11 protein-coding genes are annotated in these 12,850 nt (G+C 63.2%); 5 read left to right on the top strand and 6 right to left on the bottom strand.

Annotated elements, in window-relative coordinates; genetic code table 11:
- Positions 1 to 30: 30 nt before the first annotated feature.
- From IDM28_RS12555 to IDM28_RS12570, 4 genes are all read left to right on the top strand, one after another.
- Positions 31 to 1,536 carry a PLP-dependent aminotransferase family protein gene (locus IDM28_RS12555; protein WP_188036103.1) on the top strand — a complete coding sequence of 502 codons (1,506 nt, stop codon included), beginning with the start codon at positions 31 to 33 and terminating at the stop codon, positions 1,534 to 1,536.
- 274 nt (positions 1,537 to 1,810) lie between these two features.
- Positions 1,811 to 3,697 carry a penicillin-binding protein 2 gene (mrdA, locus tag IDM28_RS12560; RefSeq protein ID WP_150572411.1) on the top strand — a complete coding sequence of 629 codons (1,887 nt, stop codon included), beginning with the start codon at positions 1,811 to 1,813 and terminating at the stop codon, positions 3,695 to 3,697.
- 225 nt (positions 3,698 to 3,922) lie between these two features.
- Positions 3,923 to 5,140, top strand: a complete 1,218-nt coding sequence (locus IDM28_RS12565) for an acyl-CoA dehydrogenase family protein (protein ID WP_188036104.1) — start codon at positions 3,923 to 3,925, stop codon at positions 5,138 to 5,140.
- 10 nt (positions 5,141 to 5,150) lie between these two features.
- The gene (locus IDM28_RS12570) at positions 5,151 to 6,254 is read left to right on the top strand and encodes a sigma-54 interaction domain-containing protein (protein WP_101319906.1); all 1,104 of its coding nucleotides are present in this window, start codon (positions 5,151 to 5,153) and stop codon (positions 6,252 to 6,254) included.
- 33 nt (positions 6,255 to 6,287) lie between these two features.
- On the opposite strand, the gene IDM28_RS12575 is transcribed toward IDM28_RS12570, so the two are convergent.
- The 6 genes from IDM28_RS12575 to IDM28_RS12600 are packed head-to-tail and all read right to left on the bottom strand — an operon-like array spanning position 6,288 to position 11,720.
- Positions 6,288 to 8,240, bottom strand: coding sequence for a response regulator (locus IDM28_RS12575; protein ID WP_188036105.1), 1,953 nt, complete (start codon positions 8,238 to 8,240; stop codon positions 6,288 to 6,290).
- On the bottom strand, positions 8,230 to 9,102 hold the full coding sequence (locus IDM28_RS12580; RefSeq protein WP_101319910.1) for a sensor histidine kinase: 873 nt from the start codon (positions 9,100 to 9,102) through the stop codon (positions 8,230 to 8,232). Before IDM28_RS12580 ends, IDM28_RS12575 begins: the two co-directional genes overlap by 11 nt.
- The gene (locus IDM28_RS12585) at positions 9,095 to 10,111 is read right to left on the bottom strand and encodes an ATP-binding protein (protein ID WP_409035074.1); all 1,017 of its coding nucleotides are present in this window, start codon (positions 10,109 to 10,111) and stop codon (positions 9,095 to 9,097) included. Before IDM28_RS12585 ends, IDM28_RS12580 begins: the two co-directional genes overlap by 8 nt.
- Positions 10,102 to 10,506, bottom strand: a complete 405-nt coding sequence (locus tag IDM28_RS12590) for an anti-sigma regulatory factor (protein ID WP_188036106.1) — start codon at positions 10,504 to 10,506, stop codon at positions 10,102 to 10,104. The genes IDM28_RS12585 and IDM28_RS12590 overlap by 10 nt, the downstream gene beginning before the upstream one ends.
- On the bottom strand, positions 10,503 to 10,865 hold the full coding sequence (locus IDM28_RS12595) for an STAS domain-containing protein (protein ID WP_101319914.1): 363 nt from the start codon (positions 10,863 to 10,865) through the stop codon (positions 10,503 to 10,505). Before IDM28_RS12595 ends, IDM28_RS12590 begins: the two co-directional genes overlap by 4 nt.
- Positions 10,866 to 10,868: 3 nt before the next feature.
- Positions 10,869 to 11,720: an STAS domain-containing protein gene (locus IDM28_RS12600; RefSeq protein ID WP_188036107.1), complete on the bottom strand. Its 852-nt coding sequence runs from the start codon at positions 11,718 to 11,720 to the stop codon at positions 10,869 to 10,871.
- A gap of 261 nt (positions 11,721 to 11,981) precedes the next feature.
- Here IDM28_RS12600 and yghU point away from each other — a divergent pair, with 261 nt between their 5' ends.
- Positions 11,982 to 12,821 (top strand): glutathione-dependent disulfide-bond oxidoreductase, encoded by an 840-nt coding sequence (gene yghU, locus IDM28_RS12605; RefSeq protein WP_101319918.1) that lies wholly within the window; start codon positions 11,982 to 11,984, stop codon positions 12,819 to 12,821.
- Positions 12,822 to 12,850 lie beyond the last annotated feature (29 nt).

Raw genomic sequence — 12,850 nt, forward strand, 5'->3', positions numbered from 1 at the left:
AGGCCAATTCATGCAGTCAGGGCAGACCACATGGCAAAAACGTTCGAACTTGAAACCCTGCAGATGCGCTTGGCCGACAGCGAATTTGCCAGCCTCGATCTGCACCAGCGAATCCAGCGTTCACTGCGTGCACTGATTCTCGAAGGCTCGCTGAGTGCCGGCCTGAAGCTGCCCGCCACGCGAGTGCTGGCGCGCTCGCTCGGCGTGGCCCGCGACACCGTCGAGAACGCCTATGTGCAGTTGCAGCGCGATGGCTACATCAACCGCCGCGGCGGCGCCGGCAGCTACGTCGCGCAAACCCTGGGCAGCGAGTTGCATGGCGCCGCTCGCCGGCGCATGCAACAACGCGACGCACGCCGTGCTCAAGCCGCCACGCAAGCGGCCGGGCTGAGCCAGCGCGGCCAGCAGATCCTCGCCAGCGGCGGCATCCATGACCAGCAGGCGATCAAGGCCTTCGCTACAGGCCTGCCGGAAACCCGCAGCTTCCCCACTGAGACCTGGGAGCGCCTGCAACGCCAGGTCATGAAGGACTACCGCGGCAACGTCTTGCTGCATGGTGACCCGCAGGGTGCCGAGCCGCTGCGCAAGGCCATCGCCACGTACCTCAACCTCGAGCGCGGCGCCAACTGCAAGCCCGAGCAAATTCTGGTGCTGAGCAGTACCCGCCAAGCGTTGTTCCTGTGCGCGCAGTTGCTGGTAGACGCGGGCAAACCCATCCTGCTGGAAAACCCCGGCTATTTTGGCGCGAAAAAAGCTTTCGAAGCGGCCGAGGCCAAGGTCGTGCCGATCGACGTCGATGAACAAGGCGTGCGCATCGACCTGCTGCGTGCCGATCGCAGCGCTGCCAATTGCCTGTACGTGACGCCGTCGCATCAATACCCCACCGGCGCCACCCTGCCGCTGGCGCGCCGGCTGGAGCTGCTCGGCTGGGCGGCCGAGCACGGCAAATGGATCATCGAGGACGACTACGACAGCGAGTTTCACTACGACGGGCTGCCCACCGCCTGCATGCAGGGGCTGGACCGCTACCAGCGCACGATCTACCTCGGCACCTTCAGCAAGACCCTGTTCCCCGGCCTGCGCATGGGCTACATGATCCTGCCCGAACAACTGGTGCAGCCGTTTGCCTGCGCCCGCAGCATCATCGACGGGCATACCCCGCAGATCCTGCAACTGACCCTGGCGCGCTTCATGGAAGACGGCCATTACAACGCCCACGTGCGCGCCATGCGCAAACTCTACAGCCGGCGCCGCCTGTACATGCTGGATGCCATTGCCAGGCACCTGCCAGGCATTGCCACCGCCCTGCACCCGCAAGGCGGACTGCAGATTCCCTGCCTGCTCGATGCGGGCTGGAGCGAGCAGGACACCATCCGCGTAGCCGCCAGCGCCGGCGTGCAGTTGCCTGGCCTGAGCCGGCTCTACGCGGGCGAGCACAAGCAGCAAGGCTGGCTGCTGGGCTACTCGTCCCTGACCGAGCATGAAATCGAGACGGCCATGTCGCGTTTGGCCATGGCGTTGAAGTCAGGTGGCTGACCCAGTGCGCTGTCGCCACCTGGGCGCAAGTCCGATACGGGGTGATGAACCTGCTGCAAGAGGCCTCGATCAGACGAGCACGCCATGCAGTAGCAGTGCAGTAAGCCGTGCCCTGATGAGTCACATGAATGAATATTCATGCAAGGCTGCGGCTCAGTGCTGCCGGGGCTGACGGGCCATCCGGGCAGGCTCGCCGGGGGCGGCTTGCTTGAGCAGCAGCGGGTGCTTGCGTAGCATCGCCGACCCGGTGACCTCTCCACCCCGAAGAACGCGCATGCCCCAACCCATCCCCCTCAAGGATCACGAACAGGAAAAGCAGCTGGTCAACCGCCGCCTGTTGGTCTGCGCCGTGCTGACCTGCAGCCTCGTTGCGGTGCTGATCGCTCGCCTGTACGTGCTGCAGGTGCTGCAGCACGACCAGCAGAGCGCCGTTTCCGAAAACAACCGCGTGCACGTGCTGCCGATCGCGCCTGAGCGCGGCCTGATCTACGACCGCAACGGCGTCGTGCTGGCCGACAACAAGCCCAGCTTCAACCTGACCATGACCCGCGAGCGCGCTGGCGATTCAGCCAAGGTGCTCGACAGCCTGACGCAGATCCTCGGCCTGGCCGACGACGACCGTCAGCAGTTCAACAAGGATCTGCGCCGTGGGCGTAAACCGTTCGAACCGGTGACCTTGATGGTGGGCCTGAGCGAAGAACAGATCGCCCTGATCGCCGTCAATCAGTTCCGCCTGCCGGGGCTTGATGTAGAGCCGCAGTTTATCCGTGAGTACCCGCTCAATGAGCACTTTGCGCACTCGGTGGGCTATGTCGGCCGGATCAACGAGAAGGAAGCCAAGACCCTCGACAGCACCGAGTACCGCGGTACCCAGTCGATCGGCAAGACTGGCGTCGAGCGCTTCTACGAGGATCAGTTGCACGGTCATGTCGGCTACGAAGAGGTCGAGACCAACGCCCAGGGCCGGGTCATGCGCGTGCTCCGCCATCAGGACCCGATCCCGGGCAAGGACATCATCCTCAGCCTTGACGTGCAGCTGCAGCAGGCCGCCGAAAAAGCCCTGGGCGATCGCCGTGGCTCGGTGGTGGCGCTCGACCCCGCCACCGGCGATGTGCTGGCGATGGTCAGCAACCCAAGCTTTGATCCCAACCTGTTCGTCAAAGGCATCAGCTTCAAGCAATACGCCGCGCTGCGCGATTCGATCGACCGGCCGCTGTTCAACCGGGTGCTGCGCGGTTTGTATGCGCCGGGTTCGACGATCAAGCCGGAGGTGGCCATCGCCGGCCTCGACAGCGGCGTAATGACGCCCGCCAACCGGGTGTTCGACCCCGGCTACTACGAGCTGCCCAACTACGACCACAAGTACCGCAACTGGAACCGCAGCGGCGATGGCTGGGTAGACATGTACACCGCGATCATGCGCTCCAACGACACCTACTTCTATGACCTCGCGCACAAGCTGGGCATCGACCGCCTGCATGACTACATGGCCGAGTTCGGCCTCGGCCAGAAGGTCTCGTTGGACATGTTCGAGGAAGCCGCCGGGCTGATGCCGTCGCAGCAATGGAAGCGCGCTACTCGCCGTCAGGCGTGGTTCCCCGGTGAAACGCTGATCCTGGGGATTGGCCAGGGCTACATGCAGGTCACCCCGTTGCAGCTGGCCCAAGCCACCAGCCTGCTCGCCAGCAAAGGCGTGTGGCACCGCCCGCACCTGGCCCGGAGCATTGGTGGCGAGCCGCCGCGGGATCCGCACCCGATGCCGGATATCGTCCTGCACGACAAGCGCGCGTGGGACCAGGTCAGCCAGGGCATGCAGATGGTCATGCACGATCCGCGCGGCATCGCCCGCGCCTCGGCGGCTGGCGCCCAGTACCGAATTGCCGGCAAGAGCGGTACCGCGCAGGTAGTGGCGATTCGTCAGGGCGAGCGCTACGACCGCAACAAGACCCTGGAGCGGCACCGCGACAATGCCTTGTTCGTCGGTTTCGCCCCTGCCGAGCATCCCTCGATTGTGGTGGCGGTGATGATCGAAAACGGCGAAGCCGGCGGCCGCGTCGCCGGTCCGGTGGTGCGCGAGGTGATGGATGCCTGGCTGCTGGACAGCCAGGGCCATCTGAAGCCCGAATATGCCGGTGGCGAGCACGCTTCGCCGCATTCCTGACTCGCTGCGCAGACGGCCACGCACTCAGAAGACCTGTAAAGGAATAAGAGTATTCTTTCTTATTCCTTTTTAAATAAACCCAGTTCTTCTATAACTGTCTGCACTGTACAGCCGCCAACAGCTGGCCAACTGTCTGCAGCGCAGCACCCCATCAACAGCAAGCCCCAACAGCCTCGACGATTGCTCAAGCAAAGTCCCCCGCTCAATTGACCTGGAGACTCGCCCATGAGCAACCCGCTCGACAACGCTGCCCTGGCCGGCGGTATTGCCCACCCCGCTCGCTCCTCGGCCCTTGGCATTGCCCGCGAGCTGGCTGAGCAGTTTGCTCAAACCGCAGTCGAGCGCGACGAACGCGGCGGCACGCCCAAGCGCGAGCGTGACGCCCTGCGCAGCAGTGGCCTGCTCGCGCTGACCATTCCCACCGCCTATGGCGGCCAAGGCGCCAACTGGCGCGAAACGCTCGAAGTGGTGCGCGAATTCGCCCGGGTCGATAGCTCGATTGCCCATGTTTTCGGTTTTCATCACTTGATGCTGGCCACCGTGCGCCTGTTCTCGCGGCCCGAGCAATGGCAACCATGGTTCGAGCAGACGGCGCGCAAGCATTGGTTCTGGGGCAACGCTCTCAACCCTCTGGACACCCGCACCGTGGTCAAGCACTTCGACGGCTGGTGCGAGTTCTCCGGGCAAAAGAGCTTCTGCTCCGGCGCCAGCGATTCCGAGATGCTGATCGCCTCGGCCGTGGACGAACGTGCCGGCGGCAAGCTATTGATCGCGGCCATCCCCAGCGCCCGCACCGGCATCAGCCTGCACAACGACTGGAACAACATTGGCCAACGCCAGACCGACAGCGGCAGCGCCACCTTCGAACGGGTGCGGGTCGAGCAGGACGAACTGCTGCTCGATCCAGGCCCGCTGAGCACGCCATTCGCCGCCTTGCGCCCGCTGATCGCTCAGTTGCACTTCGCCAACCTGTTCCTCGGCATCGCCGAAGGCGCCTTTGCCGAAGCCCGCCAGTACAGCCTCAAGGAAAGCCGCCCCTGGTTTCGCTCCAGCGCGGCACAGGTCAGCGAAGACCCTTATGTGCTGCGCCATTACGGCGAGTTCTGGGTGGGCCTGGAAAGCGTGCGTTTGCTGATCGAACGCGCCGCCGACCAGCTCGATGCTGCCTGGCAGCAGGAGCATGCGTTGACTGCAGAGCAACGCGGCGACCTCGCCCTGGCCATCGGCACGGCCAAGGTCGCGGCAACCCGCCACGGCCTGGATATCTGCAACCGCCTGTTCGAAGTCACCGGTGCCCGCGCCACCCATGCCTCACTGCGCTTCGACCGGCATTGGCGCAACCTGCGCACGCAAACCCTGCACGACCCCGTGGACTACCGCATCCACGAGCTCGGCGAGTGGGCCCTCAACGGCAAGCGCCCTGTCCCGTCCTTCTATTCCTAAAGGCACGCCCATGCAATTGCTCACCCTCCCCCCGTCACCGTCACTGGCCACCTCGATCCGGGCGACCGCGCAGGTCTTCGAAGACCCCCGTTCGCAGGCGCTGCTGGCCCACTTGCAACAGGTTGCGCCAAGTGAGGCCAGCGTGCTGATCATCGGCGAGACCGGCACGGGCAAGGAGCTGGTGGCGCGCCATATCCACGACCTCAGCGGGCGCCGCAACGGGCCGTTCATCGCGGTCAACTGCGGGGCGTTTTCCGAGTCGCTGGTCGAGGCCGAGTTGTTCGGCCACGAGAAAGGCGCCTTTACCGGCGCGCTCGCCGCCAAGGCCGGCTGGTTCGAGGAAGCCAACGGCGGCACGCTGTTTCTCGACGAGATAGGCGACCTGCCCTTGCCGATTCAGGTCAAGCTGCTGCGCGTGTTGCAGGAGCGCGAGGTGGTCAGGCTAGGCTCGCGCAAGAGCATCCCGATCAATGTGCGGGTGCTGGCAGCGACCAACGTGCAGCTGGAAAAAGCCATCAATGCCGGGCATTTTCGCGAAGACCTGTACTACCGCCTGAGCGTAGTGACGCTGTCGCTGCACCCGCTACGTGATCGCCCCGGCGATATCATGCCGCTGGTGCGCCATTTCATCCGCCGCTACAGCGAGCGCTTGGGTTATGGCCCGGTCGAGCTCAGCCCACGCGCGCAGGCCAAGCTGGTCGAATACAGCTGGCCGGGCAATATTCGCGAGCTGGAAAACGTCATCCATCACAGCCTGCTGACCTGCGGCAACGGTGAAATCCAGGCGCAGGATCTGCGCATGTCCAACCTGCGCCTGGAGCGCCAGGAGGATGCCGCCGCCAGCCATGGTGGTTCGGCAGAAGAGCTGCTGGAGCAGGCGTTCAGCCGGCTGTTTGAGGAGCACTCCGGTGAGTTGTTCGAGAAAGTCGAGAACGCCCTGCTGCGTTCGGCGTATCACTTCTGTCACTACAACCAGGTGCATACCGCGCAGTTGCTGGGGCTGTCGCGCAATGTCACGCGCACCCGCTTGATCGCGATTGGCGAACTGGTGGTGAACAAGCGCCGCAATCAGGAGGAAAGCGTGCATAGCCGTGTGGTGGGTTTGTCCATCTGACCTGCAGCCCGGCTCGCCAGGCTGCAGCCAGGGTCAGTCTGGGCTGACCCGCCCGAGTGAACGACAGACCTTGGCCAGCAGCTCGCCAATCTGGAACGGCTTGATCAGCATATCCATGCCCGAGCCGAGAAACGCCTGCCGATCCAGCGCGGTTTCGGCGTAGCCGGTCATGAACAGCACTGGTAAGCCTGGCCGATAAACCCGGGCCATATCAGCCAGCTCGCGACCGCTGATGCCTGGCAGACCGACATCGGTGAGCAGCAGTTCGATACTGCTGTCGTTGCGCAGATGGTCCAGCGCCTGCTCGATGGTTTCCGCCAAGGTATAGCGGTAGCCGGCGTCAGCCATCACCTCAGCTACCGACAGGCGCACCGAAGCCATGTCCTCGACGATCAGCACATGCTCACCTGCGCCTCTTTGATCAACGTGCGCAACCAGTGCTTCACTGACCGCCTCGCGATTGCTCGCAGGCAGCAGCAAGGTCACTTCTGTGCCCTGTCCCTGCACGCTGCGCAACGCGACATGCCCACCAGACTGACGAGCGAAGCCGTAGATGGTCGACAGACCAAGGCCGGTGCCCTGCCCCAAAGGTTTGGTGGTGAAGAATGGGTCGAAGACCTTCTCCAGCAGGTCCGGGGCGATACCACTGCCGTCATCGCGCACCGTCACGGCGATGTAAGCGCCATCCTGAAGATTGGGGTCGGCGCGGGCCACGACTGCTGAAGTAGTGACCCAGATATGCCCGCCTTTGATCAACGCATCGCGGGCGTTGATCACCAGGTTGAGCACGGCGCTTTCCAGTTGCACCGGGTCGACCAGCGCGGTCGCCGGGCACTCGCTCAGTTGCAACTGCAGATCGATGCGTTCACCGATGGTGCGGGTCAGCAGCTCTTGCAGCGAACGTATGCGCTCGTTGACGTCGACCGGGTGGGTATCCAGCGGCTGCTGCCGAGCGAAGGCCAGCAGACGATGAGTCAGCGAGGCCGCGCTCATCGCCGAGCTCAGTGCGGCATCGGCATAATGGGGGACTTTCTCGAGGCGGTTCTCGCCGACGCGTTTACGGATCAACTCCAGGCTGGTGATGATCCCGGTGAGCAGGTTGTTGAAGTCGTGGGCGATACCGCCAGTCAGGCTGCCCAAGGCGTCCATTTTCTGCAACTGCAGCAGCTGCGCCTCGGTGCGCGCGCGCTGGGCCATCTCGCGGGCCAGCTGAATGTTGGCATCGTCGAGCTTGGCCAGGTGCGAGCGCTCGCGATGGCGATGCTCGGTAACGTCTTCGACAAATACCAGGCACAGGCCCGGCGTGCGGTACGGCGACAACTGCCAGTCGGTGTCGCGCAACTGGCCTTTCACCGTCATGCCCAAGGTACCGCGCCAGCGCTCGCCGTCTGCCAGGTGCTGACGCAAGGCAGCCAGGGCCAGCTCCTGGCCCGGGGTGAAGCATTCCAGCAGCACTTCAGGCTGCTGATTATCCTGAATCAGCTGAGCGAATGCATGGTTGCACTCATGCACTTTGAACTGGGCATCCAGCACCGCGATCGGCGCCGACACGTTGCTGAAGATCTCGCGAAAACGCGCCTCGCTGTCACGCAGTGCACGCTCGGTGTCACGCACCCGCAGCAAGGTGCGCAGAGTCGCCTGCAGCACATCCGGGTCGACCGGGTGCACCAGGTAGGCATCGGCTCCGGCCTCAAGACCGGTAATGATGTCGCCGGTCAGGATCGACGCAGCCGAGACATGGATCACCGGCAGCAGCGCTGTCTCGGGATCGGCGCGCAACAGGCGTACGACATCGAAACCGCTCATGTCCGGCAGGTTCACATCCAGGATCAGCGCATCGATCTGTTCATTGCGGATCATCTCCAGGCCGTCGCCGCCAGTGCCTGCCTCGAGTACCTGATAGCCGTGCAGGGCCAGCCGCCGACGCAGCGCGTAGCGCGTGGTGGCGTTGTCGTCGACGATCAGCAGGCGGATCTCAGAGCTCATCGGCGCTCTCCTGGGCGATGGCAAGCGGGATGATTACAAAGAACGTCGAGCCGACCCCGGGTTCACTTTCTACGCCCACTTCTCCGCCCAACAGCGCAGCGAAGCGTTTACACAAGGACAGGCCCAAGCCAGTCCCGCGCAGGCGTTTCTGCAAAGGCGAGTCGACCTGGGCGAAATCTTCGAACAGGGCGCCGAGCAGTTCCGGGGCAATACCGATACCCGAATCACTGACGGCAAAGCGGACGCGGTCATTACCGTGCAGACGGGCCGACACGCGGATCTCGCCACGCAAGGTGAATTTCAGGGCGTTGGCAATGAAGTTGCGCAGGATCTGCGCCAGCTTCTTGTCATCGGTATACAGCTGCGGCAAGCCTTGCGGCTCCTCGAAGATCAGGTCGACCGCGCCCATGTCGACGATCGGCCGGAACATCCCGCGCAAGGCGGCGAACAGGTCGAGCATATCGAACCAGGCTGGCGAGATATTGATCCGCCCGGCCTCGATCTTGGCCAGGTCGAGCAAGTCGTCGACCATGTCGCTGAGCTCGCGGGTTGCCGAGCTGATAAATCCCACCTGCAACTGCTGTTCCTTGCTCAGCGGCCCGTCGATTTCGTCAGCGAGCAGGCTGGTGATGCTCAGGATCGAGCCCAGCGGCGTGCGGAATTCGTGGCTCATGTAGGCCAGGAAGCGGCTCTTGAGGTCGGATGCCTGGCGCAATTGCTCAGCCTGCACGTCCAGCTCGGCATACAGTGCGAGCACGCCCTGATTGGTCTCTTCAAGCTCATCGCGCAACGCTTCGTTGTCGGCTTGCAAGCGGCTGATGAGGGCGGCCTGCTCGGCCGAACCGGGAATCTGTTCAGGCATAAGCAGCCTCCAGGTCAATGACCAATACGGTGACATCATCACGACCGCGGCAAAAATCCCGGTGCAGAACCCCAGCGATGATCGCCGGGTGGCGCGGGGCCAGGCCCGGATAGGCTTGCAGGTTCCAACGCGATTGCAGCCCGTCGCTGTACATGATCAACAGATTTCCCTGTACCTGAGCGTAGTTAAACACCTGACCCTTGCGGTATTGACCGCCGACGATGCCGGGATACGAGGTCAGCCCGCGCGGACGTTCGCCGCCTACCAGCGTCGCACCGATGTTGCCGATACCGATAAAGGCCAGGTTGTCCGCTGCAGCGTCATACTGGGCAATCGCCGCCGCGCCGCCGCGGGTGCCGCCCATGGCGTTGTGCATTTCGGCGAGTAACTGTTCGGGCTCGCTGAATGGGGTTCGAGCAAATTCCGTAGCGCCCGCCATGGCGGCAGAGGCAGCCTCGCTGCCATGACCGAGGCCATCGACCACCAGGGCACTCAGGCGCTGCTGATCGCGGGCGACATACCAGGTGTCGCCACAGGCTGGATCGTTATGCAATGAATGCTGACTGACGCCGATGCGTACGTCGGCGCCTTTGACATCGCGACGATGCAAACGCGCCAGCACTGCCGCGCCGCGCTCGTCCGCATACACGTCGAACACCTGCGCCTGGCGGCTGACCGCGCCAAGGCCGATGCCTTGGGTACCGGCTGTGGAATACCTGTCCGTCAGGCAGGCATGCACGTCAAAGCCAGGGCCTCGGTCGATGGCCAAGATCTCGAGTGCATGTGCCGCGCCATGCGGCAAAACCCGCAGGTGCAGTTCGCCGCGTTCGGCATGCTTGAGCACATTGCTGGCAAGCTCAGTGGCAACCAGCGCCGCACGGCCTGCGTCGGCCTGATCAAAACCGTGGTCTTCGGCAAGCTTTTGCACGGTACGCCGGGCATGACCCACCTGGCTGCTGTCATCGAGCGTCAACACCTGGGTCAGGCTGGCGGCAAAAGTCATGTCCATCGAGTTATGGTCACCCGAGTGCCTTGCCCTGGGGCAGTATCCAACTCGAACTCGTCGACCAATCGGCGCGCCCCCGTCAGGCCCAGGCCCATGCCGTTGCCAGAGGTCCAGCCATCGGTCAGGGCCAGCTTGGTATCGGGGATACCCGGACCTTCGTCACGAAACACCAGACGCAGACCCACCCGGCCAAGGCCGTCGATGATCTCCCAGTCCATGTCGCCGCCACCGCCATACACCACGGTGTTACGCGCCAGCTCGCTGACGGCGGTGACCATCTTGGTCAGGTCGACCAGGCGCATGCCGCATTCGCTGGCCAGCTTGCGCGCCAGTTGACGCGCAAGCACCACATCCTGCTCGATGCGTACCGGATGACTGCCGCTATCGCGGACGTTCATGACTGGCCTACCCGCTGGCGCAGCAGGTGCATGCCGCGATCAACGTTCAGTGCCGTACTGACACCGGGCAAAGTCAGCCCCAGTTCAACCAGGGTGATGGCCACCGCAGGCTGCATGCCCACCAGCACCGTCTCGGCATCAAGAATGCGCGACAGGCCGGAAATGGTGGCGATCATGCGGCCGATGAACGAATCGACCATGTCCAGCGCCGAGATGTCGATCAGCACGCCGCGGGCGTTGGTCTGGTCGATGCGGCTGGTCAGGTCATCCTGCAGGCGCAGCGCCAGTTCGTCATGCATGTCTACCTGGATGGTCACCAGTAAAAACTGGCCCATCTGCAGGATCGGGATACGCTCCATCGTTTACGCCCGCTCGCCGATGTCGGTGCCCAGGCGCTTGAGCGCGAGTTTCAGTGCATCGGCCAGGTTTGACTTGGTGGTCAGGGTGCCCAGGTCCAGGCCCAGGTGCACGATGGTCTGGGCGATCTGCGGGCGCACGCCACTGATGATGCAATCAGCGCCCATCAGGCGGATTGCGGTGACGGTCTTGAGCAGGTGCTGAGCAACCAGGGTGTCCACGGTCGGCACGCCGGTGATGTCGATGATGGCGATTTCCGAACCGGTATCGACAATGCGCTGCAGCAGCGACTCCATGACGGTCTGGCTGCGGTGCGAGTCGAGTGTGCCGATCAATGGCAGCGCGAGCACGCCTTCCCATAGTTTGACTACTGGAGTGGACAGCTCGAGCAGCTCTTCCTGCTGGCGCTTGATCACTCCTTCACGGGTCTTTTGATAGGTGCGGATGGTGTGCAGGCCAAACGCATCGAACAGCTCGGAAATTTGCCACAGCTGTTCGGCGAGCTCGGCTGGCTGATCGCGGTACTGGGTTTGCAGCAGCGCAAACAGCGGGCCTTTCAGCGAAAAGATGAACGAGGCAGTCTGATGCGACTCCTGGCCGAGCTGGGCACGGCTGGCGGAGAGTTTGTCGAGGAAGCGGCGGGTTTCTTCCCAGCCCGCAGCCGCTGGGTTGTCACTGCCCTCATGGCGCAAGCCATCTACGATCAGTTGCAGAAACTCACGGGTTTGCTGACGCAGGTCGTGCTCTTTGACGTTACGCGAAGCGCCGCTGGCTTCAAGCGCTGTCTGCCAATCATTGAGCAACTTTGGCTGATTGCCGACGATCGCTTCCAGGGTGCTGCCTTGCAGTGCTGCCATATGCGGTTAACTCCGAAAACTTGCTGAGATGCCATCGATCATTCACTTCGCATTGAATGACATCCGCGGATATGAATAGTTGAGAAAAACTGCAATAAATCGCTCGCATGCCCGCTGCGCTGCAGCTAACTCTAGGCCATGTTTGCCATTCATGGGCCAGCACGCCATGCCGACAAGGCACTTGCCCTGAACGACACCGCCGTGGCATAGATCTATAGGTGAGCTTTTTAACAGAAACCGCGCATTCTAGGAGAGTTCTTTGTGAGCGACTCACAGTACGTACCGCCCAAGGTCTGGCGCAACGAGCCCGCCAAGGCCGGCAAGTTCTCCAGCACCAACCGTCCGGTGGCAGGCGCCACCCACGAGCAGGCCTTGCCACAGGGCAAACAGCCGCTGCAGTTGTACTCGCTGGCGACGCCCAACGGCGTCAAGGTGACCATTCTCCTTGAAGAATTATTGGCACTCGGCCATAGCGGCGCCGAGTACGACGCCTGGCTGATCCGTATTGGCGAGGGCGAGCAATTTTCCAGCGGTTTTGTGGCGGTCAACCCCAACTCGAAGATCCCGGCACTGCTTGACTGCAGCCAACAGCCACCGGTGCGGGTGTTTGAATCGGGCTCGATCCTGCTGTATCTGGCAGAGAAGTTCGGTGCGCTGCTGCCGAGCGCCCCAGCCGCACGAACCGAGACACTCAACTGGCTGTTCTGGCAGATGGGCGCAGCACCCTACTTGGGCGGCGGCTTCGGCCACTTCTATGTGTATGCGCCGGAGAAGATCGAGTACGCCATCAACCGCTTCACCATGGAAGCCAAGCGCCAGCTGGATGTCCTTGAGCGGCGCCTGGCCGAAAGCCCTTATCTGGGCGGTGACGAGTACAGTATCGCCGACATCGCCGTATGGCCCTGGTACGGCCAGTTGGTGCGCGGCAACCTGTATGACGCGGCGCAGTTCCTCGCCGTCGAGGAATACCCCAACGTGCAACGCTGGGCCGAAGCAATTGCCCAGCGCCCGGCAGTACAACGCGGCACGCGGGTCAACCGCACCTGGGGCGATGAGGCCACGCAGGTTGCACAGCGTCACTCTGCGCAAGACCTGGATTAACCAGTAACCCGTGCCGGGGCTGCGCCCCG

The organism is Pseudomonas sp. EZ-C24 (assembly GCF_014525325.1).
Classification (GTDB): Bacteria; Pseudomonadota; Gammaproteobacteria; order Pseudomonadales; family Pseudomonadaceae; genus Aquipseudomonas; species Aquipseudomonas shirazensis.